This window comes from Ruegeria sp. H6 (assembly GCF_056532975.1).
Window position 1 is genome coordinate 14340 of the sequence record NZ_JBQFOA010000019.1, and the last position, 24819, is coordinate 39158.

22 protein-coding genes are annotated in these 24819 nt (G+C 54.6%); 15 read left to right on the forward strand and 7 right to left on the reverse strand.

The genetic code is table 11. The annotated features are described in order from the left end of the window. Positions 1-259 precede the first annotated feature (259 nt). A complete protein-coding gene (locus ACR0AG_RS21020) occupies positions 260-1147 on the forward strand; it encodes a LysR family transcriptional regulator (protein ID WP_480842431.1) in 888 nt (295 codons plus the stop codon). Between the two features lie 326 nt (positions 1148-1473). After that, positions 1474-3789, forward strand: coding sequence for a GAF domain-containing protein (locus ACR0AG_RS21025; RefSeq protein WP_480842433.1), 2316 nt, complete (start codon positions 1474-1476; stop codon positions 3787-3789). A gap of 413 nt (positions 3790-4202) precedes the next feature. Here the strand turns inward: ACR0AG_RS21025 and ACR0AG_RS21030 are convergent, their stop codons facing one another. Next, positions 4203-5729 carry a DUF1963 domain-containing protein gene (locus ACR0AG_RS21030; protein WP_480842435.1) on the reverse strand — a complete coding sequence of 509 codons (1527 nt, stop codon included), beginning with the start codon at positions 5727-5729 and terminating at the stop codon, positions 4203-4205. 357 nt (positions 5730-6086) lie between these two features. Further along, the gene (locus ACR0AG_RS21035; protein ID WP_480842437.1) at positions 6087-7082 is read right to left on the reverse strand and encodes an N-acetyltransferase family protein; all 996 of its coding nucleotides are present in this window, start codon (positions 7080-7082) and stop codon (positions 6087-6089) included. Positions 7083-7206: 124 nt separating this feature from the next. Between ACR0AG_RS21035 and ACR0AG_RS21040 the strand changes: the two genes are divergently transcribed. Continuing rightward, a complete protein-coding gene (locus tag ACR0AG_RS21040; RefSeq protein WP_480842439.1) occupies positions 7207-8067 on the forward strand; it encodes a LysR family transcriptional regulator in 861 nt (286 codons plus the stop codon). 293 nt (positions 8068-8360) lie between these two features. Here ACR0AG_RS21040 and ACR0AG_RS21045 read toward each other — a convergent pair whose 3' ends face one another. Further along, complete coding sequence (locus ACR0AG_RS21045; RefSeq protein WP_170797428.1) at positions 8361-8999, reverse strand: LysE family translocator; 639 nt, start codon at positions 8997-8999, stop codon at positions 8361-8363. Positions 9000-9099: 100 nt separating this feature from the next. Here ACR0AG_RS21045 and ACR0AG_RS21050 point away from each other — a divergent pair, with 100 nt between their 5' ends. The 5 genes from ACR0AG_RS21050 to ACR0AG_RS21070 all read left to right on the forward strand — a co-directional run bounded on the left by ACR0AG_RS21050 (position 9100) and on the right by ACR0AG_RS21070 (position 11416). After that, positions 9100-9351 carry a hypothetical protein gene (locus ACR0AG_RS21050; protein ID WP_170797426.1) on the forward strand — a complete coding sequence of 84 codons (252 nt, stop codon included), beginning with the start codon at positions 9100-9102 and terminating at the stop codon, positions 9349-9351. Next, positions 9348-9740 (forward strand): hypothetical protein, encoded by a 393-nt coding sequence (locus tag ACR0AG_RS21055; protein WP_480842442.1) that lies wholly within the window; start codon positions 9348-9350, stop codon positions 9738-9740. The genes ACR0AG_RS21050 and ACR0AG_RS21055 overlap by 4 nt, the downstream gene beginning before the upstream one ends. An 88-nt stretch (positions 9741-9828) precedes the next feature. Next, positions 9829-10245, forward strand: coding sequence for a VOC family protein (locus ACR0AG_RS21060; protein WP_170797422.1), 417 nt, complete (start codon positions 9829-9831; stop codon positions 10243-10245). Positions 10246-10473: 228 nt separating this feature from the next. Next, on the forward strand, positions 10474-11043 hold the full coding sequence (locus ACR0AG_RS21065; RefSeq protein WP_480842444.1) for a DUF2087 domain-containing protein: 570 nt from the start codon (positions 10474-10476) through the stop codon (positions 11041-11043). Further along, the gene (locus ACR0AG_RS21070; RefSeq protein ID WP_480842446.1) at positions 11036-11416 is read left to right on the forward strand and encodes a GFA family protein; all 381 of its coding nucleotides are present in this window, start codon (positions 11036-11038) and stop codon (positions 11414-11416) included. Before ACR0AG_RS21065 ends, ACR0AG_RS21070 begins: the two co-directional genes overlap by 8 nt. A 298-nt stretch (positions 11417-11714) precedes the next feature. On the opposite strand, the gene ACR0AG_RS21075 is transcribed toward ACR0AG_RS21070, so the two are convergent. Beyond that, complete coding sequence (locus ACR0AG_RS21075; RefSeq protein WP_480842448.1) at positions 11715-12593, reverse strand: peroxiredoxin family protein; 879 nt, start codon at positions 12591-12593, stop codon at positions 11715-11717. Positions 12594-12710: 117 nt separating this feature from the next. After that, complete coding sequence (locus ACR0AG_RS21080) at positions 12711-13376, reverse strand: peroxiredoxin-like family protein (protein WP_480842450.1); 666 nt, start codon at positions 13374-13376, stop codon at positions 12711-12713. A gap of 172 nt (positions 13377-13548) precedes the next feature. Here ACR0AG_RS21080 and ACR0AG_RS21085 point away from each other — a divergent pair, with 172 nt between their 5' ends. The 4 genes from ACR0AG_RS21085 to ACR0AG_RS21100 all read left to right on the forward strand — a co-directional run bounded on the left by ACR0AG_RS21085 (position 13549) and on the right by ACR0AG_RS21100 (position 18765). After that, complete coding sequence (locus ACR0AG_RS21085; protein WP_480842453.1) at positions 13549-14454, forward strand: LysR family transcriptional regulator; 906 nt, start codon at positions 13549-13551, stop codon at positions 14452-14454. A gap of 606 nt (positions 14455-15060) precedes the next feature. After that, on the forward strand, positions 15061-16518 hold the full coding sequence (gene xylB / locus ACR0AG_RS21090; RefSeq protein ID WP_480842455.1) for a xylulokinase: 1458 nt from the start codon (positions 15061-15063) through the stop codon (positions 16516-16518). Next, complete coding sequence (locus ACR0AG_RS21095; protein ID WP_480842457.1) at positions 16515-17462, forward strand: aldose epimerase family protein; 948 nt, start codon at positions 16515-16517, stop codon at positions 17460-17462. Before xylB ends, ACR0AG_RS21095 begins: the two co-directional genes overlap by 4 nt. Position 17463: 1 nt before the next feature. Beyond that, positions 17464-18765 (forward strand): cytochrome-c peroxidase, encoded by a 1302-nt coding sequence (locus ACR0AG_RS21100; RefSeq protein WP_480842459.1) that lies wholly within the window; start codon positions 17464-17466, stop codon positions 18763-18765. Here ACR0AG_RS21100 and ACR0AG_RS21105 read toward each other — a convergent pair whose 3' ends face one another. Both ACR0AG_RS21105 and ACR0AG_RS21110 read right to left on the reverse strand, forming a co-directional pair. Next, positions 18766-20277: a CRTAC1 family protein gene (locus tag ACR0AG_RS21105; protein ID WP_480842461.1), complete on the reverse strand. Its 1512-nt coding sequence runs from the start codon at positions 20275-20277 to the stop codon at positions 18766-18768. Beyond that, complete coding sequence (locus ACR0AG_RS21110; RefSeq protein ID WP_480842463.1) at positions 20267-21484, reverse strand: ROK family protein; 1218 nt, start codon at positions 21482-21484, stop codon at positions 20267-20269. The genes ACR0AG_RS21105 and ACR0AG_RS21110 overlap by 11 nt, the downstream gene beginning before the upstream one ends. Before the next feature lie 151 nt (positions 21485-21635). On the opposite strand from ACR0AG_RS21110, the gene xylF reads away from it, so the two are divergent. Genes xylF through ACR0AG_RS21125 form a run of 3 tightly spaced genes read left to right on the forward strand, consistent with a single transcriptional unit; the run spans position 21636 to position 24817 of the window. Then, positions 21636-22655, forward strand: a complete 1020-nt coding sequence (gene xylF, locus ACR0AG_RS21115; RefSeq protein WP_170663757.1) for a D-xylose ABC transporter substrate-binding protein — start codon at positions 21636-21638, stop codon at positions 22653-22655. Positions 22656-22715: 60 nt separating this feature from the next. Beyond that, entirely contained in the window at positions 22716-24014 is a 1299-nt protein-coding gene (locus tag ACR0AG_RS21120; protein WP_480842465.1) for a sugar ABC transporter permease, read from the forward strand. Beyond that, the gene (locus ACR0AG_RS21125) at positions 24014-24817 is read left to right on the forward strand and encodes an ATP-binding cassette domain-containing protein (protein ID WP_170663755.1); all 804 of its coding nucleotides are present in this window, start codon (positions 24014-24016) and stop codon (positions 24815-24817) included. The genes ACR0AG_RS21120 and ACR0AG_RS21125 overlap by 1 nt, the downstream gene beginning before the upstream one ends. Positions 24818-24819 lie beyond the last annotated feature (2 nt).

Here is a 24819-nt window from a genome sequence, read left to right on the forward strand (position 1 = left end):
AGTCCCCCGATGCCGATCCAACATCTCCAACACGAAGGCCCGATTAGCCCAAGTATCGGAGCTCAAGTCAGTTGTCGATCGCAGACTCGGCCATGGCGAAAATCTGGTCCAGACCCGGCGGATCCAGTTTTGTAGCGCTGCAGAATATTTTGATGCGCCGGTCATGTCAGATTTCCCCAGTGATCCTCCAATTGCACTCCAGAATACGAAGCCGGGAGCTGTTCTGGTATCCGCGCAGAAGATGTGCTGTTCTACATAGATGAAGAACGAGTTCCGCGACTGGTCTGATATCCGAGTATTCCTGGCGGTGTTCCGGGAAGGATCCACCCTGGCAGCGTCACGAAAACTGGGTGTCGCGCAGCCGACTGTCGCGCGACGGATAGATGCGCTTGAGCAAGCAACAGGGCTTGTGCTCTTCGAAAGGGACACGCGAGGCTTCCAACCGACCGAAAATGCACGTGCGCTGCTCACTTTGGCGGAAAGGATGGAAGCGGATGCCGTGGAACTAGTCAAAAAGGCACAGGACTTGTCTCGACCCCGGCCCATCCGCATCACTGCACCTGAGAATTTTGGCGATACGACCATGGGCATCTTCAGTGCATTTGCCGCCGCTCATCCTGGTATTGCGATAAAGTTCGAGCATAGCATGCAGGTTCTTGATTTACTCAAGGGCGAAGCCGACATTGCGTTTCGCGTATCGAACGAGGATCATGATCCAGAACTCATCCAGCGCAAGCTTGGGATGGACCGCTTCGCGCTGTATGGCTCGCAAGACTATGCAAACAGGTATCGGCTGCCATTGTCGCAACATGATATGACGGGGCACAGGTTTATCACGTTCCAAAACCCACACGGTCCTTCCCACACGCACGAATGGTTGGTTCGCAATGTCTCATCGGACCAGATCGCATCCTCATTCAACGAAATGTCAATGGTGGATGCTGCGGCGAAGGCAGGCCATGGCCTCGCCGTGTTACACACACGGTACGCAGATAATGAAGCTGGGCTCATCCGCTGCTCCGATCCAATAGAAGAGTTATCGGTGACAGTGACTTTGCTGATGTCACCAGAAAGCTATCGCCGGCCCGAGGTCAAAACTTTCATTAAGTTCTTCGCCCCGCGTGTCACGGCAACATTTAAGTCTTGATGGGTAGTGAGCCGACCCTCTTCGAAAAAACGGCAGCTGTGTTTCGCCCTTTGTAAGCTCCTATCGATCCTGATTTTGCGGATGCGGCGAATGGCGGATTCGACGGGCCGCATCACCGCGCGTGAGTGCCCTTCAAGAGGAAGGAACATTTAGCCTTTGGTTCAGCGAATTCCCGGCTTGCGCCCAAACTGCACAATGCTGCGCTTTGATCTAACCGTCGCTCTCCGCTTCTAGCAGCTGTTGACTTAGGTCCGAAATCAACTGGCGGGTCGGCGGTTGAACAGTTACCGTACGCTGGATAAATCCATTGGAAAAAGACAATTTTTATGGCCCAAACGGTTCAACCAAAGCAAACCGCAGATGCCGCGTTGAAGGCGACGCAGGATATCCTGCGTGTGGTCTCGGAATCTCGCGACGACGCCCAGCCGGTCTTTGACGCCATCCTGAAGAACGCCTGCGACCTCTGCAAAGCGCCAATGGCCTGGATCACCTTGCTGGATGACACCGGAACCCACATCACTATCCCGGCCTGGCGCGGTGCCAGCGATGAATTTGCCGAAGGGCTCAAAGAGTTTCGCCACGCCATAACCGAAACGCAATTGACAGCTGTTGAGGCGATGCTTGAACGCAAAGTCGTTCGCATTGACGACATCGCTGCCACCGAAACATACCGGCAGGGTGACCTGGTGCGTATGTTCATGGTGGATGTGGAGGGCATCCGCAGCATCGCCACTGTTCCGCTGATCCGCGATGGCATGGGCATCGGATCGATCCTCCTTTACAAAAGAAAGGTCGATCCATTTACCGATGACGATGTCGCGCTGGTCGAAACCTTCGCCGCTCAAGCCGTGATAGCCATCGAGAATGTCCGCCAGTTTCGCGAGGTGCAGGAGCGGCTAGAGCGTGAGAAGGCGTCGGCTGAAATCCTCGACGTCATCAGCCGGTCACGCGACGATGAAGCGCCAGTCTTTGATATCATTCTGGAAAACGCCGCACGCCTTTGCGGTGCACCGATGGCGGGTTTGGTTTTGCTGAATGAGCTAGGCGATACTTTGATGGTCAAGGGGGTTTGGGGCGATGATGATAGCCGCCTTGAGCTGCCCCCAAACGGGTTCGCGGTCGATAGCGACGTCTTTCCCGCTCGCGCCTTCCGCGCAGCTGAGATTCTGCATATCCCGGACATAAAACAGGTGCCAGAGTACATCGCAGGTAATCCCCGTTATCTTGCGTTGGTGGAAGAGCGCGGGTTTCACTCGTATCTCTGTGTACCGCTGCTGCAAAACGGCAGCCCCATCGGCTGCATCGACCTGTTCCGCACCAAGGCCGCGCCCTTCGATGGCCGTCAGATCGCGCTGGTTGAAACCTTCGCCATGCAGGCCGTGATCGCTATAGAAAATGTCCTCCAGTTCCGCGAGGTGCAGGAGCGGTTGGAGCGGGAAACTGCAACTGGTGATGTGCTATCAGTCATCAGCACGTCGCGTGACGACGATAACCCTGTGTTCGATGCGATCCTCGAAAGCTCTGCGCGGCTATGCGAAACCCCCACCGCGAGCCTATTCCTGCTTGATGACAACAAAGAGGCGCTGGTTTACCGGCGCTCAGCGGGGCAGCTTCTATCTGAGGCGTATGAAATCGGTGTCTCCAAATTCCCGCTTGATCTCAACATAACGCCCGTTCGTGCGGTCAATGAACGCCGGACCGTGCACGCCCCCGACATTGCCGAACTAGACGCCTATAAGAACGGGGAACCCGCCTCTTTGAGAGCAGTCGATCAAGGAGGCATCCGAACAATGCTTTCCGTGCCACTGTTTCGCGGTGAAGAAGCAATCGGCTGCATCAATCTGATCCGCCGCGAGGTAAGGCCCTTCACCCAACGCCAGATCGCGCTGATCGAGACTTTCGCCGCCCAGGCCGTCATCGCCATCGAAAACGCGCGCCAGTTCAAGGCGCTTGAAACCCTGAACGCAGAACTTGGAGAACGCGTTGACGAACAAGTTGGCGAGATTGAGCGGATGGGCCGACTGAAACGCTTCCTCCCCGCCGCTGTCGCTGACGCGGTTGTGACTTCGGGCGACGAAAGCATGCTGACCTCGCACCGCGCCATGGTCGCGACGCTGTTCTGCGATATACGCGGATTCACGGCGTTTTGTGAGGCGGCGGAGCCGGAAGAGACCATCGAAGTTCTGCAGACCTATCATCAAGAGATGAGCGATCTGATTGACGAATTTGGCGGCGGCGTCGATCAGCGGTCGGGCGACGGGATCATGGTAATTTTCAACGATCCGATACCGGTTGATGATCCGGCGGGCGACGCTGTCGGGCTGGCCGTGGCGATGCGCGTGAAGATGAAAGAGCTGTGTGCTCAATGGAAGCGGCTGGGTCACCGTTTGGGTTTTGGCATCGGCATCTCGCTGGGATATGCGACCGTCGGTCTGGTCGGGTCAGCGGGCCGATTTGATTACACCGCCTCCGGCACCTCTGTGAACATGGCGGCGCGGCTGTGCGATATGGCGTTGGATGGTGAGATACTTATCTCTCCTCGTGTTTGGATTGCTGTTGAAGGTGATTTTCAGGCGGAAAGCCGCGGCGAGGTTAAGATGAAGGGCATTCGAGAGCCGGTTGAGGTCTTCGCGCTCAACTAACGCTCTTGGAGTGTGATGATTGAAGTCCCGGTGGTATCGTCAGCGACCGATCTAGTTCAAGTATGTTGAAACCTATGGGCGCATGCCTGCAACGTCCGCAATCGAGTATCGAATCCAGACTTACAGGCGAGCCGGGCGAACGGAAGGTTTGTACGATGTGAATTCGATCTCCGATGAATTTTGCACCTGCAGCGAACGGCAGGTTCGACGAACCGCACCGCAGCATTGCCAATGCTTAATGAACGGCAGCAATGGGCCGCCCTCAACGGTCAAGCGAAGTCAGATGGGGAACTTCCGTATTGGCTCCAACTCGCAATCAATTGATATTGACGAGCGCTGAATGACTAACAACAGCAAGTCTTTCGAAACTCGATCAATGCAACGCAATCCAGACAAACTTCACTTGGTTTTTCTCAGTTGAGAATATCACCCCAGGCTTTGTCCCAGCGGCCAGCCTTCATGTCTTTTGGATCAATGAACATACCAAAGCTTGCGACATCGCCAAACATCCAGCCCACAAGATCACTTGACGGAACCTCCAAAAGAAAGGCGGGATTGTGAGCGCGTGAGTAGATAAAGCCGCTATGCACCGGACCTCCCATCGTGGCGTATTGGTGTTCTTGGTCAAAACGCCAGAGCCTTTCATAGCGCGCCCGTGTTGAATCGGATACGCGCTCGGGGTGTGTGCGCATGGTCTCTTGCAGCTGTATTTCGAAGACATCTCGGCTGACAGAACGCGCCCAAAACTCGTCGATTGCAGAGTGTGATATCCATTTGATCCCGTCATCAGTTCTTTGGGGGCGGCGAATTTCAATCTGGTCAAGTTCGGCAATCAAAGCGTCTGTCGCGCCCGTGTCCAACAAACTGTCCGGTCCTGCCACAAGCCTGCTATAGACGTCCTCAAGAGCGGCGACGGCCGCGTCGCGCGTTGCACGTTCCTGCTGATCGTTCGCAAGGCTTAGCCGCATTCTCGCCTGGTCCTCTGCGTTTTCACTCTTTTGCAGATTGCGCTCTGTGCGTTCGATGTCTCCGGCCAGAATCTTCAATGCTTGATGCTGACCCGCCAGCAGGCTGGCAACAAAGCCACGCGCGCTGATGGTATCGAATGGACGATAAGTCAAAGACCGAGGATCATAGTCTTCCTGGATGGCAAAGCGCTGATTGTTTTCGGCTTCGACCGAGCGTCTTGTCTCCGTCGATCCCACGTGATGCCGGATGGCCACCGGAAAGCGCGGAGGATGCGGGGCAACAGTGAGGCCCACGGCTTCCAGCGCCCCGCGCGCTTTATCACCACAGGTACCGAAGTAGAAAGAGTGGGGCACGTCCGGCCATTCACGCGGTTCAACAGGGCCAGTCAGGTGAAAAACGCGGGAGTCATCATCGACACGCCCTTCTGACGGCATAAAGAAAGCCAGCCAGCCATCGCGTGGCGCCAAACCGCCCCAGATGCCCTCAGGCAGCTCATCAAGTGCAATCTGTGCAACAAACAGCATCGGTAGGTCGTTAACCTGGGGCCATTCCATATCTTCAGGAAGCATAGGGGCACCCCCAATCCAGCTTCGGCTTCGCTCTTTAGCTCCAGGCAGCAGCGGAACCAATTTAGCGGGCGCGGCATGGTGCGCCAAATCACCTGGCTCGTGCGCCAGAACGGCCAGGTTTTGTTCTATGGCCTCGGCGAGAAAGGCTTTTGCTTCTTTTGCTTCGGGAGTATCCTCAGGCTTTGCTGCTGACCTGCGAGAGCTGCCCTGCATGCCCATTAGATCGTACATCGGATGGCCACGCTGTGGCCGGAAAACAAGTGCTAAAATCACGAGTGGTAGGCTTTGCTGGACCAGCGTCCAGTTTCGCGGTGCCCCTTGAACACCGATGATAATCATTGTGATGCCCGCAAGCCCAACGATTGGTGCAACATATTGAATGAGCTGATAAAGACGCTGCATTTTCCATACCCGATTGCTGATACAATACGGCACCCTAGTTTCAACCGAAGGGTGAAATCCAGCGATCAACCAATCCGCTAAAGGTGCCTGTTGTACATATGCCAAATGGGATCGGACTTTTGCCCGATACTTCGCTGCTCAATATGCAACGATCCAATGCTTTGGTCCGTGCAAGATGAGTTCGAGAGGCTTCTGGATTGGCGCATGCAGCGAATGTCAGCAATGCGGGCGCCGATGCGGCATCCGAACGGTACCCTGTATGTCTCCTTAGGGCCGGTGAGAACGGTAATCTATATTCGTTTCAGCGACGTAAAACAGCCGTTGAAATGCGCATGAACTGGAGTGGTATGGCGAGTGTTATCGCTTACTGGACCACACCATTGCGGTCTCATAGCCAGCGGACTTTAGCACCTCGATCTTGGACGTCCATCCAGCCGGACAGACGACAAAGGCGGCTCCCATTCCGCGGTTGGCGAACGCTGCCTCGGCCGCGCGCAACAGCGCAATGGAATCCTCACTCCCTCGGTCAAGCACCACCGGGTTAGCCAATTCGGGATGGTAGTAGTCATCAATCACACCCGTACCAGTGATGTCGTGGGCCGGGGGAAAATGCAGCCGTGAAGCGGGCTGTGCGATGATGTAGCCTCGCAAGTCATCCGACTGGCCCAAAACCATCATGTCCCGATCCCGGAGCGTCAGGCTCCGCGTCATCCATGCCGAAAAACGTTCGTCGGCTTCGGGATGAATTTCCCAGAAAGAGTCGATGTCGAAGAGAACCTGGCGGTTCTCGGCGCTGCGTTTAACGATACCTGGAATATCGTCCTCTGTCGCTTGTCGAACGTCGGCTGGCATTCCCTGATCGCCAAGGTCACTACGCGACAGGTAGAGCGTCAGAGGTTCATAATCGCTTGCCTCGAACGCGGTTCGCCAGATTTTACCTGCAACGTGGGATGCCAATTTGATCTGGGCACCGGCTTCGTGAAGGGCGTCTTCGGCTGCGGCCAGCAGACTATCAACAGTGCCACTCGGTGCATCGGCTGCAACGAAGGAGTCCGGCAGGATCAGTCCCGGTTCGCCGAACGGGCCTGCATAGATTGGGGGCACAGGCAGCAGCATCGCATGAATGACACCCGTGATCTGGCCCCCATCCTCTGCGACATGCCAAAACTGTCGAAAGGGCTGTTGTTCTGCCGTCAGCGCAAAAGCCAGCGCTTTCTCAATCTGCGCGGGCGCGTCGTCCGCGATTTTCCAAAGGATCGCATCCTCAGCATGGCGTTCCTTCGCATCTAGCATGAGGAGCTCGACCATTCGCGGCATGTCGCAGGGTGTCGCTGGTCGGATTGTCAGGGTCATCTCTTGGTCTCTTGTAGCTATTGCTGAATGCTGCTTACCCGCTTGTATCGGTCGCCTGCACCATATTGACAAAGCAGAATAATTCCACCAGCGTTTAGAAATTCTATCGCCTCGAAGGTATCGAATGAAGACCGTAAACCTGAACGCACTCCGAGTGTTCTCTGTCGTCGCATCGCACGGGAACCTGCAGCGCGCGGCTAATAAGCTAAATCTATCGCGTGGCGCGGTCTCTCAGCGGATCAAGCAACTCGAAATCGAGCTGGGGGTGGTTCTTCTCGTGCGTGGCGCACGCGGTGTCTCGCTGACTCCGGAAGGTGAGCGCTGTCATGCGGCGATGGAAGACGCTTTGGCGATCCTCGATTCTGCCTTTGTGAGCATCTGCGAGGGCAATGATCGCGTCACGCTACACCTTGGGTCATCCACCGCAACGAAATGGCTGATGCCCCGGATGGACGCTTTCACTACCAAGTTTCCGACTGTCTCACTGACCACTCAGGTCCACGAGCAGGTTTTGGCGCGCAGTCTGGGCCGGAACGAAATTGCGATCTGGCCTGGCAGAGCGCACGACAAGAATGCGGCTCACGTATCGCGCCGCCTCGCCGACATCCGCCTGATTGCCGTATGCAGTCCTGATTTCCTGCGGCCGGATTGGCCAATGGGGCTGGAGACGTTGCTGACGCTACCGCTCCTTCAGGATGCGCACCGGCGGTGGGAAAAGCTGATCCAGGAAACCGGGTACGGAGACGCGCACAAACTGCTTAACTTCGACCGATCTGCCTTGGCGCTCGACGCTGCCATCGGTGGCCACGGCGTAGCAATCGCGCCGACCTACATGGTGGAGAATGATCTACACTCAAAGAAACTTGTGGAGATTTGGGTCGATCCCGACCCGTCTGATGATGGGCTCTATGTCTCATGGTCAAAGGACCACCTGGGCCAGACGCGCATCAAGCGTATCGTTGATTGGATTGCGTCAGAATTTTGAATAAAGCAAACCTTCGGGTTGAGAAAGTGAACGGCAGCGAAGTCCCGCCATCTGTGATTTCGACCTGGATTCAATTTCGCACTCGCGGCGAATGGTAGTAATGTGGGCTAGACTCGCGGCATCCGAGCGTTTTCCAAAAGGGCCGTCATCAGTGTTCGCTGACACCGACCAAAAAAACGAAGCTGCAGCACATCGGGCAACCGCTGAGAGCGGGAACCTTTCTCATTCACCATCTAGTGCACAGTGGAGCGCATATGGATGTAGGCAAGTCAGCACATCACTTTTTGACACTGTCATATTCTGGTAAAAGCTGACCGGATGAGTGTAAGCCCTGCAATGGCAAACAGAGCCGAAACCACTCCATCGACCCAACGACGTAACCTCACGTAACACTTCATAACGACGGAAAGTGAAAAGGCAACCGCATAGGCCGCGTAAACGAGAAATCCGACGAAGGCGCATCCCAAGGTCCCTAACAGTAAGTTGACTGAGGCGTCTTTATCTCCGAGGCCAACTGACAGTGCTGCCATCCAAGCTATGACCGCCTTGGGATTGGACAAGTTGAGCATGAGCCCTTTCATTAGAAAGCCCTTCTTAGTGGGTCGGGCAATTTCGCCTTGAACGGGCTTTCCAGGGGATACATGCAACGAAGAGCATGCGGATCCATACGCGAGCCAAAGCAAATAGGTGCCTCCGGCAATCTTCAACGCTGCCAAAAGTTGGGTTGACGTTTGAAGGACAGCTCCGAGGCCTGTTGCCGCGATGAGCCCCCAAAACGAGAGACCAACCGACAGACCTGCGCCAAAGATTATACCGCATTTGCGACCTGAGGCGGCAGAAACCGCGCTAAGCGCCAAGGTCGCCGGCCCAGGCGACGCCGCAACGATGAAGAACGCAGCGAAAATCGCAGCTAATCCAGTCCAGTCAATCAACTCTTATGCTCCTTACCAGTTTCTCTGTTCTCGTTATTCATTTTGGCTCACTCAAATTTGGTCTTTGACTTAGTTTGTACCTTGGTACATAAATACCTCTATGACAAGCAAAATTGAACGTACCCAAACAGGTTTGCGGATCGAAAAGCGGCTGCTCAAAGTTCTCAAAGCAACTGCTGAACATCTGGATATGACATTGGGTGACCTGGTAGAGGGCATCGCCTTGCACAGCTTTGAAAACAAACCACCGTTTTCGCCGGAGACGATCGAAAAGATCGCACAGCTCAAGTCAGTCTACGATCTCGATTTGAGCGCTAGGGACAGCCACATGTTAAATGAGGATGAGGAATGAACGAGACACAAGACCTCGCCCCGATCACAGTCGCATTCGAGGCACATGAAATTGACAACACGGCGTTTCATCATGCTGACCACGTTCGTGTCGCTTTCGATCTGCTGTCGAAGTACGAATTCATAGATGCTTCAGCCATCTACGCGAAAGGCATTAGAACGCTCGCTGCAAAAGCCGGAGCGCCGAAGAAGTTCAATCTCACGATCACCTACGCGTTCATGAGCCTGATTGCAGAGAGATTGGTCAACCGTCCTGGCCTGGATTTTGATGCCTTTGTTCGCACTAACACTGATTTGATGTCGAAGGATGTGTTGATGAAATGGTATGACAGCGAACGGCTAAACACAGACGCAGCACGAGAGATTTTTCTCCTGCCGGATGTCGCTTAGTCGACAAGAGCGCAAGGTCGCGAAGTGGTGCGCATCGTGATTTTGAACGCCGGGACGTTCTGGCGGCAAACCAAGAGGCACTTCAAACATGATGGCATATGTCACATTTGGCGTTGACGACATTGAGCGCGCCGAGCGCTTTTATTCAGCGTTTCTTCTGGATCTCGGGTATCGGTTGGAGCGATATCACGGTGATCTGAGCTTCGCACTGCCCGTAGAACCGGGACAGCGACAAAACCAGCCAGAGTTCTATGTGAAAGCACCATTTGACGGTCAGCCTGCGACGGCAGGAAACGGAACGATGGTTGCTTTCGAGGCGCGCTGCCAGCAACAGGTCCGTGATCTTCATGCAGCCGCGTTGGCAGCCGGTGGAACCGACGAGGGTCAGCCGGGTTTTCGTCAGGCTTACGGGCCGAATTTTTTTGTCGCATACCTTCGTGATCCGCAGGGCAACAAGATTGCCTTGTTTTCCAGCAACTCTGACGAACCCGGGCGCGATGGATGATGGGCGCCGGATGAATACCAGAGCTCTGCGGCGGCCGTCTTGGCGTCGTGCAAGAATTTTGTTATTCCGTCATCACGGTCGGCAGACACCGAGGCGTCGCTGCTCCTTTGGGAGAGCTAAACCTGCCAAAAACATCGGACGGCATAGCATCATTTCACTTGGATCTGAGCGCCGCTTCGTCAAGTCGGCGACCAACGATCAAGCACCGGCGCTCGCTGTGGAAAAATCATGCCGAAGAACCCTTTACCGCTACATGCGAACGACCTCACGACATTTGTGCGTGCGCTCTCCAATCAGCTTGGTGATGAAAGTCCGAAGCATCTGTCCCTTATGAATATGGTCGCCCGCGCTGCGGGCTTCCAGAACGTTCAGCACATGCGATCGGCGCATGCAGCTGCCCAAAGGCTCAAGCAGCTGGCCGAAGCACCACCAGCAGATGCGCGGGTCGTGGAACGTGCTTTGCACCAGTTCGATTCCTTTGGTCATCTGCGCCAATGGCCGTCCCGTCGCAACGTACAGACACTCGCGCTTTGGGCACTTTGGGCGAGGTTGCCTGCGGATCAGTCCCTGTCAGAGCGGGAGGTCAACGAAAACCTGAATGAGGAACACGTGTTCGCTGATCCTGCGACCCTGCGCCGGACGATGGTCTCATGCGGATTGCTGTCGCGCCGAAACGATGGAACCGACTACCGACGCGTCGAACAGGAACCGCCTACCGAGGCCAAGGCGCTCATCCGAGCACTCGGCGTTCGCCGTCATGCGCGGCCCCAAGTAGCGTTGGAGGTGGGCCATGCATAAGGGGTCATGCCTGTGTGGAGCCGTGCAAGTCCGGGTCCAAGGCGACCTGCCGCGCCCAACCGCCTGCCACTGCACGGCGTGCCGCAAGCACAGCGGCCACTATGAGGCCTCCATCGACATTCCGCGAACCAAGCTACAGATCGGCGGTGAAGACCAGGTCCGTTGGTACCAATCCTCGGAGAAAGTCCGACGCGGTTTTTGCGGCACCTGTGGCTCGACCCTGTTCTGGGACCCGATTCATCATGATTGGACTGCCGTGGCCATGGGTGTGTTTGACGGACCGACGCACACCACATTGTCGACCCATATCTTCGTGTCGGAGAAGGGCGATTATTATGAAATCGGGGATGGGCTGCCGCAGAACAAACGGTGAGCGCGGCGTGTGCTGATGTAGATGAGCGGTGACCCAGTCAGCGCCCCTCGGTTTGCGACTCTACGGGATCAATTGGTTGGTGAAAGCGTAGCGACAGGCGAAATCATAACGGAAGCAACGTCCCCATTCGGGAATGCTGCGAGGTGCCACCGTTTGTCGCGATGAGGGTCCGCTAAGGGCCGAGCAAAGACACCGACTTTTGTTGCATCCTCAACTGTGACTACTCTCATACACCTTGCGGGAACAAGAAAGCACCGCGAAACGAGTCCGCGGTGCTGTGTGGCTAAATTGTAGGTCGTCATTCAGCAGCCATTGCGGTCACGTTGCTGGGTGTTTCGAAGACGCCCAGGAATGTGTCTGGGTGTGGACGGCGGCGGTAGTTGTCTGTCTCGTCGCCGAAGATCACGTTGCCTTGCTCATCCAGAGCTATGACAGTCGCCATAACCGTATCGTTCGGGTAGCCGGGCATACCGGACGGTGCGCCGCCCATATCTTCGATGCCGAGGGCCTTGGCTGCGCGGAGGTCTTCGTCCTGCAGGATTTCGAAGTGCGCAGGCAGGTCCATGTCGTTCGCCAGCTTCGCGGAGTTGTCGAAACCTTGGTTGGAAATGAATTTCACCTTCACGCCGTTTGCAGCCAGACGGTCAGCTTGCGCTTTCACGTCCTTGAGCTGGTTCATGCAGAATGGGCACCAGTTTGCACGGAAGAAGACCAGCAGCGTCTTGTCACCGGTGAATTCCAAAGAAGACACGGGCGTCTGATCAAGGCGGTGCAGCGGCAGCTCAGGCAATGCCTGACCTTTCACGATGGCCTTGCTTGGGGTGCGCTTGTAGTTCGAGAAGATGTGGATGTACCACTGCATGGACAGCGCGCCATAGAGGGCCAGACCGATGGAGGCATATTCTGCCGTTGTCGATTGACCACCGCGACCGAAGAGCGTGTAGGCCACGAAGGCAACAGCAGCCAGATTGATCAACTGGATCACAGGCAGGTTTTTCGAGGTACGGGAGAGGCCAAGGGCACCGGCCAGAACCATCAGGAAGAATGGCATGGTGAAGGTGGCGAAGAATGTGCCGATCCAGATGGGATCATAACCAGAGTACCAGAACATTACGGCGGAGCCGACGCCTGACAGCATATTGGTCATGATGTATGGGAGAATGAGTTTGCCTTTCATTGGTCTCGTCCTTTCGGGTTCGAATTGTTGGTCCTGCGGAGGCCTGGTTGCTGCATTGTGCAGGGAGCTTTGAATTGGTGAGATGCGCGGCCCAACGTGCGGGCCGCACCGGGAGCGTTATTCAGCGGCAACGGAGGCAGCGAGGTTGTCGAGAACCGGGAACAGATCGGCAGGCTCAGGACGGCGGGTGTAATCGGGGTTCACTTCCGCATAGGCAATGCTGCCATCGGTATCGACGACGTAGCGGGCGGGCATCGGCAGGTTCCACTGACCGTCGCCATGGATGCGCGGCAAGTGAACACCAAAGCCGTCATGGACCGGGATCACATAATCTTGCAGCGTCCAGCGGATGCCGAATTTCGCGGCCAGCTCACCATTCTTGTCCGTCAGGATCGGGAAGCTCAGCCCATTGTCTTTCTGGGACTTGCGGCTGTCGGCGGCACCCTGCATCGAGATTGCAACCAGGGTTGCACCACCGGCGCGAATGTCTTCGGCAACACCTTCAAGGGCCTTCAGTTCGATGTTGCAGTAGGGGCACCACACACCGCGATAGAAGGTCAGAACGACCGGGCCTTTGGCCAGCAGGTCTTTCAGAGCGACTTCGTTGCGATCCGAATCCGTCAGCACGAAATCAGGAACATCATCGCCAGCCTTGAGAGCGCGTTCGGCTTGGCCGCTTTCGATCAGCTCTTGGGTGGACCGGTCAAAGGCTTCAAAGGCTTCTGCTGGGGCTTGGGCTTTGAAGGTCTCTTTGAAGGCGTCCAGTTTGTCTTGGAGGGTCATTTTTCATTCCACTTCGAGGGTTTGTGTTGTGTTCAATCGAATGGGCGGCACGTTTCTCAATCCGCCTCGCTCCTTGGATGCCGAGGAAGCGCGCTGCCTATGCGGACAATATTGAACATTTGATATTTCGTTTGTAGAATGTGGATATGACTAACTATTATTCATTTTCCAAATGACTAATAACGTTGCTGCGCTTCGTCTTTTTTGCCGTGTGGCACGTACCGAAAGCTTCACAGCGGCAGGAAAAGAGATCAGTCTCTCTCAACCCTCCGTTTCCCGAATAATCTCCAAGCTTGAGAAAGACCTTGGTGCCGCTCTGTTTGTGAGAAGCACGCATGCTGTGAAACTGACCGAAGTTGGTGTCAATTATCTGGACAGAGTGGAAGGCATCATCGCATCTCTCGACGAAGCCAATCATCTTGCCCGAGGAGATGGAACTCTAAAGGGACGACTAAGAGTAGGCTGTGCAACCAGCTTTGCGGTCCGAGAGATCATCCCAAGAATCCCAGAATTCGTAGATGCAAATCCTGAGCTGCAAATTGATTTTGTTCTAACGGATACAATGCAGGATCTGATAGATCAGGCAATTGATGTCGCCATTCGGTTTGGTGAGCTGGCAGACTCAACGCTGATTGCGCGGAAGATCGGTGAAACCCAACGCATGATTGTGGCATCGCCCGCCTATCTTGAAAAAGCGGGTAACCCGAAATCACCGTCCGATCTGGCAAGTCATAAGATCATTCTGGGACCTGCGGGAAGAGGTGCTCAAGGTTGGAAGTTCTCAAAGAACGGAAAGGCGCTCTCAGTTAAGGTCGATAGTCCCGTAACCGTCACAGTCAATGAAGCCGCTACCGCTGCTGCAGTTGCTGGGATGGGCATCATCACAACCAGTTACTGGGGATGCAAAGCAGAGCTTAAGACAGGGCAACTCGTTCGGTTGTTTCCAGAATGGGAGATTGGGCTTGTCTCCGTCCATGCCGTTCTGGCGGGTGGGCGCCATGCAAAACCCTCTGCTAAAGCGCTGACAGACTATCTCATCCAGTCATTTAAGGACCAATCCGTTAGACCGGTAACATAAGCAGCAATTCAAATAACCGCAGAGAATAGTAGTTTGATCCGCAGACAGTGAGTTCGAGCTTTCCCCGATTTCGCAATCGCAGCGAATGTCCGGAAAGCGGGCTGCGGCTGCAGAATTCTGATCGTATGCTCAACGGCAGCAAAGGGCCGTCTACGCATTTAGCTGACGGCGGAGCAGGGAATTGTGCTCCAATGGCATCCGAGGTCTGGAATGAGCCCATTCCGACAGAGCCGCTGAGGGATCGCGAGCGTCGGGTTTGGTGCCGCTGCCCAGAAACACGCATAGGCCGCTTTCGGAACATACTTGGCAAAGGAGGTCTATCCCGACCGTAAATTTCGGTGTTCAACAGTGTTCTTTTCTGCGACCGGTCCTGTTGCCGCCGTCATATTTTTGATGTCTTGAAACAATGTGTCTGAGACAATTCAAACAAGACAAGTTTAACCAGAAACGGCACGCGACTCTTGTCCAGTTGCTCGAATTTTGCGTGGTACAGAGACGGACATTCTGAACCAGTCGTGATTGGAGCACAATTCTTTTACGGAACCTTGACAAGAACACGGTTTCGATTAATTTTAATCGATAAAATATTTAATCGGGTGGCGTTGAATGTATCTTGGTTTGGATTTGGGAACGTCAGGTCTCCGCGGGATTCTGGTAGATGACACAGGACACGTTGTCGGTGATGCCGAGGTCAGCATTTCTACCTCGACGCCTAGGCCTGGCTGGTCTGAACAGGATCCTTTGGATTGGACCAACGCTTGCGAAGAGGTTGTTGGAATGCTTCGCGTCGGCAATCAGCAAGCATTCTCAAAATTGCGAGGTATAGGCCTAAGCGGACACATGCACGGCGCTACACTACTGGATTCTGATGGCGAAATATTGAGGCCCTGTATTCTTTGGAACGATACACGGTCAGCTGATGAGGCGAGGATACTGGATCAATCGCCAGAGATGCGCGCAATATCGGGAAACATCGTGTTCCCTGGGTTTACGGCGCCAAAACTCGAATGGTTGCGTGCGAATGAACCGCATGTGTTCTCAAAGGTGGGCAAGGTATTGCTGCCGAAAGATTATTTGCGGTTTTGGCTGACTGGCGAATATGTTTCAGACGTGTCTGACAGCGCAGGAACATCCTGGCTGGACGTTGACACTCGGCAGTGGTCAGAAAAGGCACTAGCCATAGGTCACATGCGTGTCGAGCAGATGCCGAACTTGGTTGAGGGCAGTGATCCGAGTGGAGAGTTGAAGGTCAGTTTGAGGCAGGAGTGGGGGCTTTCGAACCCAGTTGTCGTGGCTGGAGGCGCTGGCGATAATGCTGCCGCTGCCTGCGGGATCGGAAGCATCAACGACGGCACCGGTTTTGTCTCACTCGGAACGTCTGGCGTGTTGCTTGTTGCGCGGGAAATTTATGCTCCTGATCCGGAAACAGCCGTGCACTGTTTTTGTCATGCGGTTCCTGATCGCTGGATACAAATGGGTGTCATGCTTTCAGCAACGAACAGCATGAACTGGCTTGCGCGCAATCTGGGTGAACCCGTGGAAAGACTCGCTTCAGCTATGCCTGAAAAACTGAATGGACCAACAGCGATCACCTTCCTGCCATATCTGTCAGGAGAACGGACGCCGCATAACAATAGCCATATTCGAGGCGCGTTTTTGGGCGTGGACATCTCGTCGGAACCCGCTGAGTTGACCCAGTCCGTAATGGAGGGTGTTTCATTTGGAATGAGAGATTGCCTGGAAGCACTGAGGAGCACCGGAACCCAGCCAAATAGCCTTATGGCAGTAGGGGGAGGTGCACGATCTCGGTTCTGGCTGGAAACCTTGGCTATTATCTTGCAAGTTCCACTGGATTTGCCAAAAGGCAGCGAATTCGGTGCCGCTTTGGGCGCTGCACGACTCGCGATATGTGCTGCCAACGGCGCTGAACCGGCGCAAGTCATGACGCCGCCGGAAATTCAGGAACGCATTGAACCACGTGGCGATCTGATTGACGCCTACGAAAACGAATACCGGAGATACAAGCAATTCTATCAGGCGCTTGCGCCGCTGGCAGTAAGATGAAACCAGAAACGAGTAGAGCCTCAGGGATCGAAGCTGCTATTATCACGGATGGGAATATGCGTGTTTCAGTCCTGAACTATGGGGCTATCACGCAGGGGTGGTGGTACAAGGACGTCCCGCTCATCCTTGGGTTCGAGGACCCAAATGAGTATCTCACCGATACGCGTTACCTGGGCGCAATTGTTGGGCGCATTGCCAACCGGATCAGCGGCGCGACGTTTGATTTGGATGGCACCAGTTTTGAATTGAACGCCAATGAGGGAAAAAACACCCTGCATGGTGGCGACGATGGACTGTCTAAACAGTTTTGGTATCTCGAACAGATTGCACAGAACGAAGTCTTTCTGAAGTATGTTTCTCGCGACGGCGAGAGCGGCTTTCCGGGGAATATCAGGTTCGAAGTCAGGATATGCTTACAGGGCTCACGCTTGGTCTATTCAATAGCTGCACAGCCTGATCGGCCGACGCCGATAAGCATTACGCAACATAACTACTACACTTTGGGTGCTGCAGAAGGCGTAGACGGGCATAAGCTGAAACTCGCTTCAAATCGGTATCTGGAAATCGATGATCAGGGTATTCCGTCGGGCAGAGTGCTTGCGACAAACGAAAGCGGGTTGAATTTTTCAACGCCCAATACGATTGGGAGTGTTTCCGAAGGGATCGATCACTATTTCTGCTTTGATCAGGATCGCGACCCAAATGTCTCGGTGGCGGAAATCACTTCACTCTCTGGCCTTGCGTTGACCGTCTACTCAGACCAACCCGGAGCACAGGTCTATTCGGGCTATGAGCTGACAAAACCGCTTCGCGCTTCGCGTGGTGTGTGTATCGAACCATCGGGTTATCCCAATGCACCGAATATCTCGTCGTTTCCTTCAATCATCTATACTCCGGAGAATCCGTATCGGCAGGAACTTATTCTAGAAGTTTCTGAGGAATGACATGAGAGCAGTTTCGCTATTCTTGGCTTTCGGATTAGTAATCTCAGTGGAGAGCGGTGCGCGTGCCCAATCGCTTGGTCCTTTGCCGGAGTTCCTCGATCCTGACTTTGGAAGTGCTGAGCTGGGGCGTTTGCTGTTCTATGACCCGATTTTGTCTGGCAACAAGAATATCAGCTGCGCGACCTGTCATCATCCCAGGCTTGGCACGTCCGACGGTGTTTCCCTTGGTATAGGGGAAGGGGGAATTGGGTTGGGTCCAGAGCGAACATTAAACCCAGAGAACACCCCGGAACAGCGTATCCCACGAAACTCGCCAGGGCTCTGGAACCTCGGAGCCACTGAGTTCACTACGTTTTTCCATGATGGGCGGCTGGAGGCAGACACAACGCAACCTGATGGCATCAGAACCCCGTTGGGTACTCATATGCGTTCTGGTTTCAATTCAGCGCTTGCCGCACAGGCCATGTTCCCGGTTTTGTCGCCAGACGAAATGGCGGGTCACTATTCTGAGAATGACGTTAGCAAAGCGGTTCGCCTCGGATTTCTGACACAGCAAGGCGGTGCGTGGGATCTGATTGCAGAACGTGTTTCGGCCATTCCGGAGTACGAGCAGAGGTTTGATGACTTAGCGCCGGATGATGAAATTACGTTCACGGCAATTGCCAACGTAATCGCGGACTTTATCGCGTTCGAGTGGCGCGCTGATAACAGCCTCTTCGATCGCGCGATGCGAGGTGAGGCTGAGCTGTCAGAAGAGGCTGAGATTGGTATGGGCTTGTTTTATGGAAGAGCCGGATGCAGCAATTGCCACTCGGGCTGGTTCCAGACCGACCACAAGTTTCATTCGGTTGCACTGCCGCAGATCGGCCCGGGAAAGGCGGCGCGATTTGAAAACCACGTCAGGGACGACGGGCGTCTTCGCGTGACCGGTAATCCCGACGACGCGTTTGCTTTCCGCACGCCATCTTTGCGCAACGTGACACTGACAGCTCCGTACGGGCACAACGGAGCTTTTGCCGAACTTGAGGACATCGTGCGGCATCATCTGGACGCGGTTTCGTCATTAAAAAACTACTCGATCGAGTTGGCCGCATTGCCGGACTTCCCGGGCACCAAAGATCAAAGGGCAATGTTGGACAATGAGCACGTGGAGGCGATTGCCCAAAGCAACAGCCTGTCGAATATTAAACTAACCGATCAGGAAATCGACGCTCTTCTCAGATTTCTGGAAAGCCTTGAAGACCCGGCAGAGCGGCTAGGTGTGCCCGATCAAGTTCCAAGCGGGTTACCGTTTGAAAAGTAATCAGCGGCGAAGACGTATGATTTGGTTGGGCTGATAGTCCAACCACTCGCCTTTCGACCCGTCCGGCCAGATCATACGAACCTGCACCTGGTACTCACTCCCAAGCCCAAAATGCTGAAACCCAGCGATACCACCAGCGTGACCGCCGCCGATTGTTAGCTCGCGGGTCTGAACGCCCAGCGAGGTTTTGACTTCAATAAATCCACCAATTGCTGCGTGATTGGTTTGATCCTGAGTGACATCCAGCAATAGCCAGTTGCCACTCCGAGTAGTGTTCTGACTGACTTCGAGCTCAGAACCTCGGTTGACGACCACCAGATCCAGCCTCCCATCGTTGTTAAGGTCAGCAAGCGCCGCGCCGCGAGACTTAGCCATCGAGGCAGCACCGGCATCTGCTGCGGCTTCAATAAACTGACCGTCGGAGTTCTGTAGTAGTAGGTTATTGGGGTCGTTCAGAGCCGCATCTGGCATCTGTTCTACGTTTCCCTTGGCCACGAAAATATCGTCTCGGCCGTCGTTGTTGACGTCGCCGAACTGTGCGTGCCATCCGGTCGATGGCCTTCCGTCTCCTCCAATATGCGGCCTATGAGCGGTCGTACCCTTTTCGTAAGTCGCGTCGCGCCAGGTCGGGCCGTTTGCAACTGGGTCAAATACCTGGAGTTTCTGATCACCCATCGAAGTCAGGTAAACTTCGGGAAATCCGTCCCCTGTGAGGTCCCGAGAGGCGATCCCCATTCCCCAAATCGAAAATGGAAGCCAGCCCTCGTCTTCTGTATATTGCCGGGGTTCCGGCGCCATCGCCCACAATTGTTCCTGACCGCCGCGCACATAGTAGTGACGGTCATTGCTGACGCGAAGATCCGCGCGACCAGTTCGGGCCCAGTCCGAAAACAAAATAGAAAGTGAGCAGTAGCCGGGCGCAAGATACAGTGGCTCACGGTACAAACCGCCTTCGGGGCGATAGAGAAGGGTCGGGCCGCATGATTCAAAAGGACCTTCGGGATCGAACCGATCAACGTAAGTGCCAAATGCCAAGGTCGGTAAGGTTTGCCCGCTTTCCCATGTTGCTGAGAAACCTGTGGTCCAGTGATCTTCCGTTTGAAAACCGAGTGTATCGAAAGGGCTGAATTGACAGTCGGCGTGGCCACGAAGAAGCAGGTCTGGGCCAACACGCAAAATCGCCAGATCCATTATGCCGTCACCATCAACGTCAAGAGGATAAGCCCCAGTCACACCTGTCAGCGACAAGCTTTCTGGTGTTTCTGTCTTAAAGGATATCTGTTCTCTCGAAGTGTTTATGAACAGTTGAGAGCTATTGGATCCGCCTGCTAAGAAGAGCTCCGGCAGGGTATCCCCATTGCAATCAAAAACGGCGACGCCTCCGCCAACAAAATGCTCCCAGCCTCCATCATAGATATGTTTCGGCACATCCACGTTTGAAAACCTAGGAACGTAGGTGTTCGCGTTCGCAACAGAGGCAAAAGCCACAAGTATCGTAAGCTCAGGACGCATTCGCAGAAAGTTCCTTAACTTTGAGGATCGAGATCTGCTCGATCCCATATGCTGCGGCACCTTTTGCCCACATCATGTCGCCCCAATGATGAACTTTGATCTCGGGTAAAGGCGCATCGACCTTCACGACCCCGTTTCGAATACGGTTCATTACTTCGTTGGAACACAGATGTTCGAAACTCATTTGTGCTCCTGAGACGATGATGCACTCTGGGTCATACAAGTTGATCAGGTTGGAAATCCCGAGGCCAAACATCTGACCTGCGCGAGCAAGCACTGATGATGCTCTTTCGTCACCTGAGTTAGCGCGGTCATGTATGTCGGAAATGGATTCCATGCCGTTGGTATGACCGGTGACCGTCAGCTCGCGGATCAAAGCATAGTCGCCCACATAGGCTTCAAGACATCCGCGTTGGCCGCATTGGCACAAAGCCCCGTCAAGTTGAACTTTGGTGTGCCCAAACTCAGCGCCGCAGCCTCGTTCTCCACGGTATAGTTTACCGTCCAATACGATGCCAAGGCCAACACCGTGTTCGATCGTAACAACGAGGAAGTTCTTCAAACCCTTGCCCAAGCCAAAAAGCTGCTCGGCCTTGGCGACAAGATTGGCGTCGTTGTCAACGAATGCAGGGCAAGGCAGCTCATTTGAAAGCAAGTGATTGAAATCAATATTTCTCTCAGTAATCGAGGAAGACCAGTGGACAAAATTCTTGTTAGCATCGACCAGTCCAGCCACCCCGATAGAAACACCTGCCAAATGAGCGACAGAACGATCGATCTGACTGCAGGTCTCTTCAAGAGCTTCGTGGATCGCCGATACAAATTCCTGCGGCGACATTCTGGCTTGATCCAGAGCATATTTATGGGATGCGACTTCGTTACCTTCAAAGTCGACCAAGATAACTGAGATTACTTGCCGGGCCACCTTGAGGCCGGCCACAAGGTGCATCTGGCCGTCCAATTGCAGCAATACTCTGGGTCTGCCTCTCTTCCCCGACATTGACTGTGCTTGGCTTTCAGTCTCTTTGACCAGCCCGGCCGAGATGAGATCAGCCGTGGCGGCGGTGACAGTCGCAGGGCTGGTTTGCAAGGCGGACGCAATATCGATCCGCGAGACGGATCTCTTGGCTCTGATGTGCTCCAATACCCGCAATCGGGTTGCGTTTCTTTGTTCCAAAGAAACCGGAGAGGCTTTGCTTTTCAGCATCTTGTCCTCGCGAATCTTGCTGTTGGCCCAATCTATTTGAATTTTAACGCCGCTTGTAGAGTAAATATTTTACCGGCTGAAATAAATATGATATTGAAATTTGTGAGAGCCGCGAATCGAAATGCGATGGCTCGGCAAATGGGAGGAAATCATGAAAAAAATTCTCAGCTTTTCGGCTGTGGCCACTTTGTTGGCTTCGACCGCATTCGCAGAGCCAGTGGTCGGCGTAAGCTGGTCGAACTTTCAGGAAGAGCGTTGGAAAACGGACGAGGCGGCCATCAAGTCGGCGCTTGAAGCTGGAGGTGCCGAGTACATCTCTGCAGACGCACAGTCGTCTTCCGCAAAGCAACTTTCGGACATTGAAAGCCTGATCGCCCAAGGTGTAGACGCGCTTATCATTCTGGCCCAGGACGCGCAGGCAATCGGACCGGCTGTTCAAGCTGCAGCGGACGAAGGTATTCCGGTCATTGCCTATGATCGCCTCATTGAGGATGACCGTGCGTTCTATCTAACCTTCGACAATGTCGAGGTAGGCAGAATGCAGGCCCGGGCTGTTTTTGAAGCCATGCCCAAGGGCAATTATGTGATGATCAAGGGTTCACCCACCGATCCAAACGCGGATTTCCTGCGGGGTGGTCAGCAAGAGATCATCGGCGCGGCCGTCGACAGTGGTGACATCGTTATCGTGGGGGAGGCCTATACGGATGGTTGGTTGCCCGCGAACGCGCAGCGGAACATGGAGCAAATCCTTACCGCGAACGAGAACAACGTGGATGCAGTCGTTGCGTCGAATGACGGTACTGCAGGCGGTGTTGTTGCAGCGCTGACCGCACAGGGCATGGAAGGCATTCCGGTTTCCGGTCAGGACGGCGACCACGCAGCGTTGAACCGTGTCGCACTGGGAACGCAGACGGTATCGGTTTGGAAGGATGCTCGCGAACTTGGAAAGGCCGCTGGCGAAATCGCTGTTGCGCTGAGCGGCGGCACAAGTCCTGCTGATGTCGAAGGTGCAGTGAGCTGGACTTCACCAGGTGGCACCGAGATGAATTCGGTTTTCCTGGCACCGGTTCCGATTACCAAGGATAATCTGTCTGTTGTTGTGGATGCCGGATGGATCCCGCTGGCTGACCTCTGCCAGGGTGTCGAAAACGGCCCTGCGCCCTGCAATTAAACTCCCTGGTCCCTGGCCCTTTGTGGGCCAGGGACAATTGCTGACAATGAAAGATCGGAAATGACCGAAACTTCGTCTCAGCCGATACCGGAAAAAGCAAAACCCAGCCTGTTCCAGCAGTTGGAACTGGATATGCGGCTTTTGGGAATGATCGGCGCGTTTGTCATCTTGTGCATCGGATTTAACATCTTCACAGATGGAAGGTTCCTGACGCCGCGCAATCTGTTCAACCTGTCCATCCAGACAGTATCGGTTGCTATCATGGCATGTGGGATGGTGTTCATTATCGTCACGCGACACATCGACTTGTCGGTTGGCGCACTATTGGCAACAACCTCGGCTGTGATGGCAATGACTCAAACCGAGCTTTTGCCGCAGGTGCTTGGGATGGGTTTGAACAATCCTGCAACCTGGGCGATCACCATTGTCGTCGGGTTGTTTGTCGGCACGCTGATTGGTGCGTTTCATGGCTGGATGGTTGGTTATCTGACGATACCAGCCTTCATCGTTACGCTTGGTGGATTCCTGGTTTGGCGAAACGTGGCGTGGTATTTGACCAGCGGCCAGACGATTGGTCCTCTGGATAGTACATTCCTGATGTTTGGCGGGACCAACGGAACATTGGGAACGACGACAAGCTGGCTGTTCGGCTTGTTTGCGACAGCAATCGCGATCTGGGCTTTGTGGAGCGGTCGCCGAGCAAAAGCGGCACATGGTTTCCCGGTCAAACCTGTCTGGGCCGAGGCCACTCTGGCCGGGATAATCGCAATTGCTATCCTTGGGTACGTTTACATCGTTAACAGCTACGCCATTCCGACGCGCCGGCTGCAACGTATGTTCGAAGCGCGCGGAGAGACAATGCCAGAAGGGCTGGTTGTAGGATACGGTATACCGATTTCTGTACTCATCTTAATCATAGTGGCTGTCACGCTGACAATTGTGGCGCGGAAAACCCGGTTTGGACGCTACATCTTTGCCACCGGCGGCAACCCGGATGCGGCAGAGCTTTCAGGTATCAACACTCGGCTGCTGACAGTGAAAATCTTTGCTTTGATGGGTTTCTTGTGCGCTGTTTCCGCGGTGGTCGCCTCTGCCCGCTTGGCAAACCATTCGAACGACATTGGCACGCTCGATGAACTTCGGGTCATAGCCGCTGCAGTGATCGGAGGAACCGCATTGTCGGGTGGTATCGGTACCATCTATGGCGCAATCCTTGGTGCATTGATTATGCAGGCGCTGCAATCGGGCATGGCAATGGTTGGTGTCGACGCGCCGTTTCAGAACATCGTGGTCGGCGGCGTCCTCGTGTTGGCTGTCTATATCGACATCGTTTACCGCAAGCGACTGGGGGCCAAGTGATGCAAGCTCAGGATACTCAGAAAAAACCTTCTGGCACTGGTCGCGGTTCAGGCGCGCCGCCATTGGTCGAGATGCGCGACATCTCAATTTCCTTCGGTGGGATCAAGGCCGTCGACCATGTTTCGATCGATCTCTATCCGGGTGAAGTCGTTGGTTTGCTTGGCCACAACGGGGCCGGAAAATCCACGTTGATCAAGGTTTTGTCCGGCGCCTATCAGATGGATCACGGTGAGATCCTGATTGATGGCAAGCCAGTCGAGATTGGCAATCCCCGTGACGCCAGGGCGAATAACATCGAAACGATATATCAGACGCTCGCCTTGGCCGACAATCTGGACGCGACATCGAACCTGTTCCTAGGGCGCGAGATGACGACGCCTTTTGGTTTGGTCAACGACGCAGCCATGGAGGCCGAGTGCCGAAAGATCATGGCTCAGCTCAACCCGAACTTTCAGAAGTTCAATGACCCGGTCTCCGCCTTGTCGGGGGGGCAAAGACAATCAGTGGCGATCGCTCGGGCCGTCTACTTCAACGCCCGTATCCTGATCATGGATGAACCCACAGCAGCGCTCGGGCCACATGAAACTCAGATGGTGGCGGATCTGATCCACCAGCTAAAGGCACAAGGCATCGGGATATTTCTGATCGACCACGACGTGCATGCCGTTATGGAACTGTGCGACCGCGCATCGGTCATGAAGAACGGAAAACTGGTTGGGACGGTCGATATCGCAGACGTCACTGATGACGATCTTTTGTCGATGATCATTCTCGGCAAGCAGCCAGCACAAAAAGCAGAATAGGG

What these genes read in the sequence shown, in the direction of transcription:
- ACR0AG_RS21020 (WP_480842431.1), top strand. Translation starts at nt 260, where the DNA reads ATGAAGAACGAGTTCCGCGACTGGTCTGATATCCGAGTATTCCTGGCG.
- ACR0AG_RS21025 (WP_480842433.1), top strand. Translation starts at nt 1,474, where the DNA reads ATGGCCCAAACGGTTCAACCAAAGCAAACCGCAGATGCCGCGTTGAAG.
- ACR0AG_RS21030 (WP_480842435.1), bottom strand. Translation starts at nt 5,729, where the DNA reads ATGCAGCGTCTTTATCAGCTCATTCAATATGTTGCACCAATCGTTGGG.
- ACR0AG_RS21035 (WP_480842437.1), bottom strand. Translation starts at nt 7,082, where the DNA reads ATGACCCTGACAATCCGACCAGCGACACCCTGCGACATGCCGCGAATG.
- ACR0AG_RS21040 (WP_480842439.1), top strand. Translation starts at nt 7,207, where the DNA reads ATGAAGACCGTAAACCTGAACGCACTCCGAGTGTTCTCTGTCGTCGCA.
- ACR0AG_RS21050 (WP_170797426.1), top strand. Translation starts at nt 9,100, where the DNA reads ATGACAAGCAAAATTGAACGTACCCAAACAGGTTTGCGGATCGAAAAG.
- ACR0AG_RS21055 (WP_480842442.1), top strand. Translation starts at nt 9,348, where the DNA reads ATGAACGAGACACAAGACCTCGCCCCGATCACAGTCGCATTCGAGGCA.
- ACR0AG_RS21060 (WP_170797422.1), top strand. Translation starts at nt 9,829, where the DNA reads ATGATGGCATATGTCACATTTGGCGTTGACGACATTGAGCGCGCCGAG.
- ACR0AG_RS21065 (WP_480842444.1), top strand. Translation starts at nt 10,474, where the DNA reads ATGCCGAAGAACCCTTTACCGCTACATGCGAACGACCTCACGACATTT.
- ACR0AG_RS21070 (WP_480842446.1), top strand. Translation starts at nt 11,036, where the DNA reads ATGCATAAGGGGTCATGCCTGTGTGGAGCCGTGCAAGTCCGGGTCCAA.
- ACR0AG_RS21075 (WP_480842448.1), bottom strand. Translation starts at nt 12,593, where the DNA reads ATGAAAGGCAAACTCATTCTCCCATACATCATGACCAATATGCTGTCA.
- ACR0AG_RS21080 (WP_480842450.1), bottom strand. Translation starts at nt 13,376, where the DNA reads ATGACCCTCCAAGACAAACTGGACGCCTTCAAAGAGACCTTCAAAGCC.
- ACR0AG_RS21085 (WP_480842453.1), top strand. Translation starts at nt 13,549, where the DNA reads ATGACTAATAACGTTGCTGCGCTTCGTCTTTTTTGCCGTGTGGCACGT.
- xylB (WP_480842455.1), top strand. Translation starts at nt 15,061, where the DNA reads ATGTATCTTGGTTTGGATTTGGGAACGTCAGGTCTCCGCGGGATTCTG.
- ACR0AG_RS21095 (WP_480842457.1), top strand. Translation starts at nt 16,515, where the DNA reads ATGAAACCAGAAACGAGTAGAGCCTCAGGGATCGAAGCTGCTATTATC.
- ACR0AG_RS21100 (WP_480842459.1), top strand. Translation starts at nt 17,464, where the DNA reads ATGAGAGCAGTTTCGCTATTCTTGGCTTTCGGATTAGTAATCTCAGTG.
- ACR0AG_RS21105 (WP_480842461.1), bottom strand. Translation starts at nt 20,277, where the DNA reads ATGCGTCCTGAGCTTACGATACTTGTGGCTTTTGCCTCTGTTGCGAAC.
- ACR0AG_RS21110 (WP_480842463.1), bottom strand. Translation starts at nt 21,484, where the DNA reads ATGCTGAAAAGCAAAGCCTCTCCGGTTTCTTTGGAACAAAGAAACGCA.
- xylF (WP_170663757.1), top strand. Translation starts at nt 21,636, where the DNA reads ATGAAAAAAATTCTCAGCTTTTCGGCTGTGGCCACTTTGTTGGCTTCG.
- ACR0AG_RS21120 (WP_480842465.1), top strand. Translation starts at nt 22,716, where the DNA reads ATGACCGAAACTTCGTCTCAGCCGATACCGGAAAAAGCAAAACCCAGC.
- ACR0AG_RS21125 (WP_170663755.1), top strand. Translation starts at nt 24,014, where the DNA reads ATGCAAGCTCAGGATACTCAGAAAAAACCTTCTGGCACTGGTCGCGGT.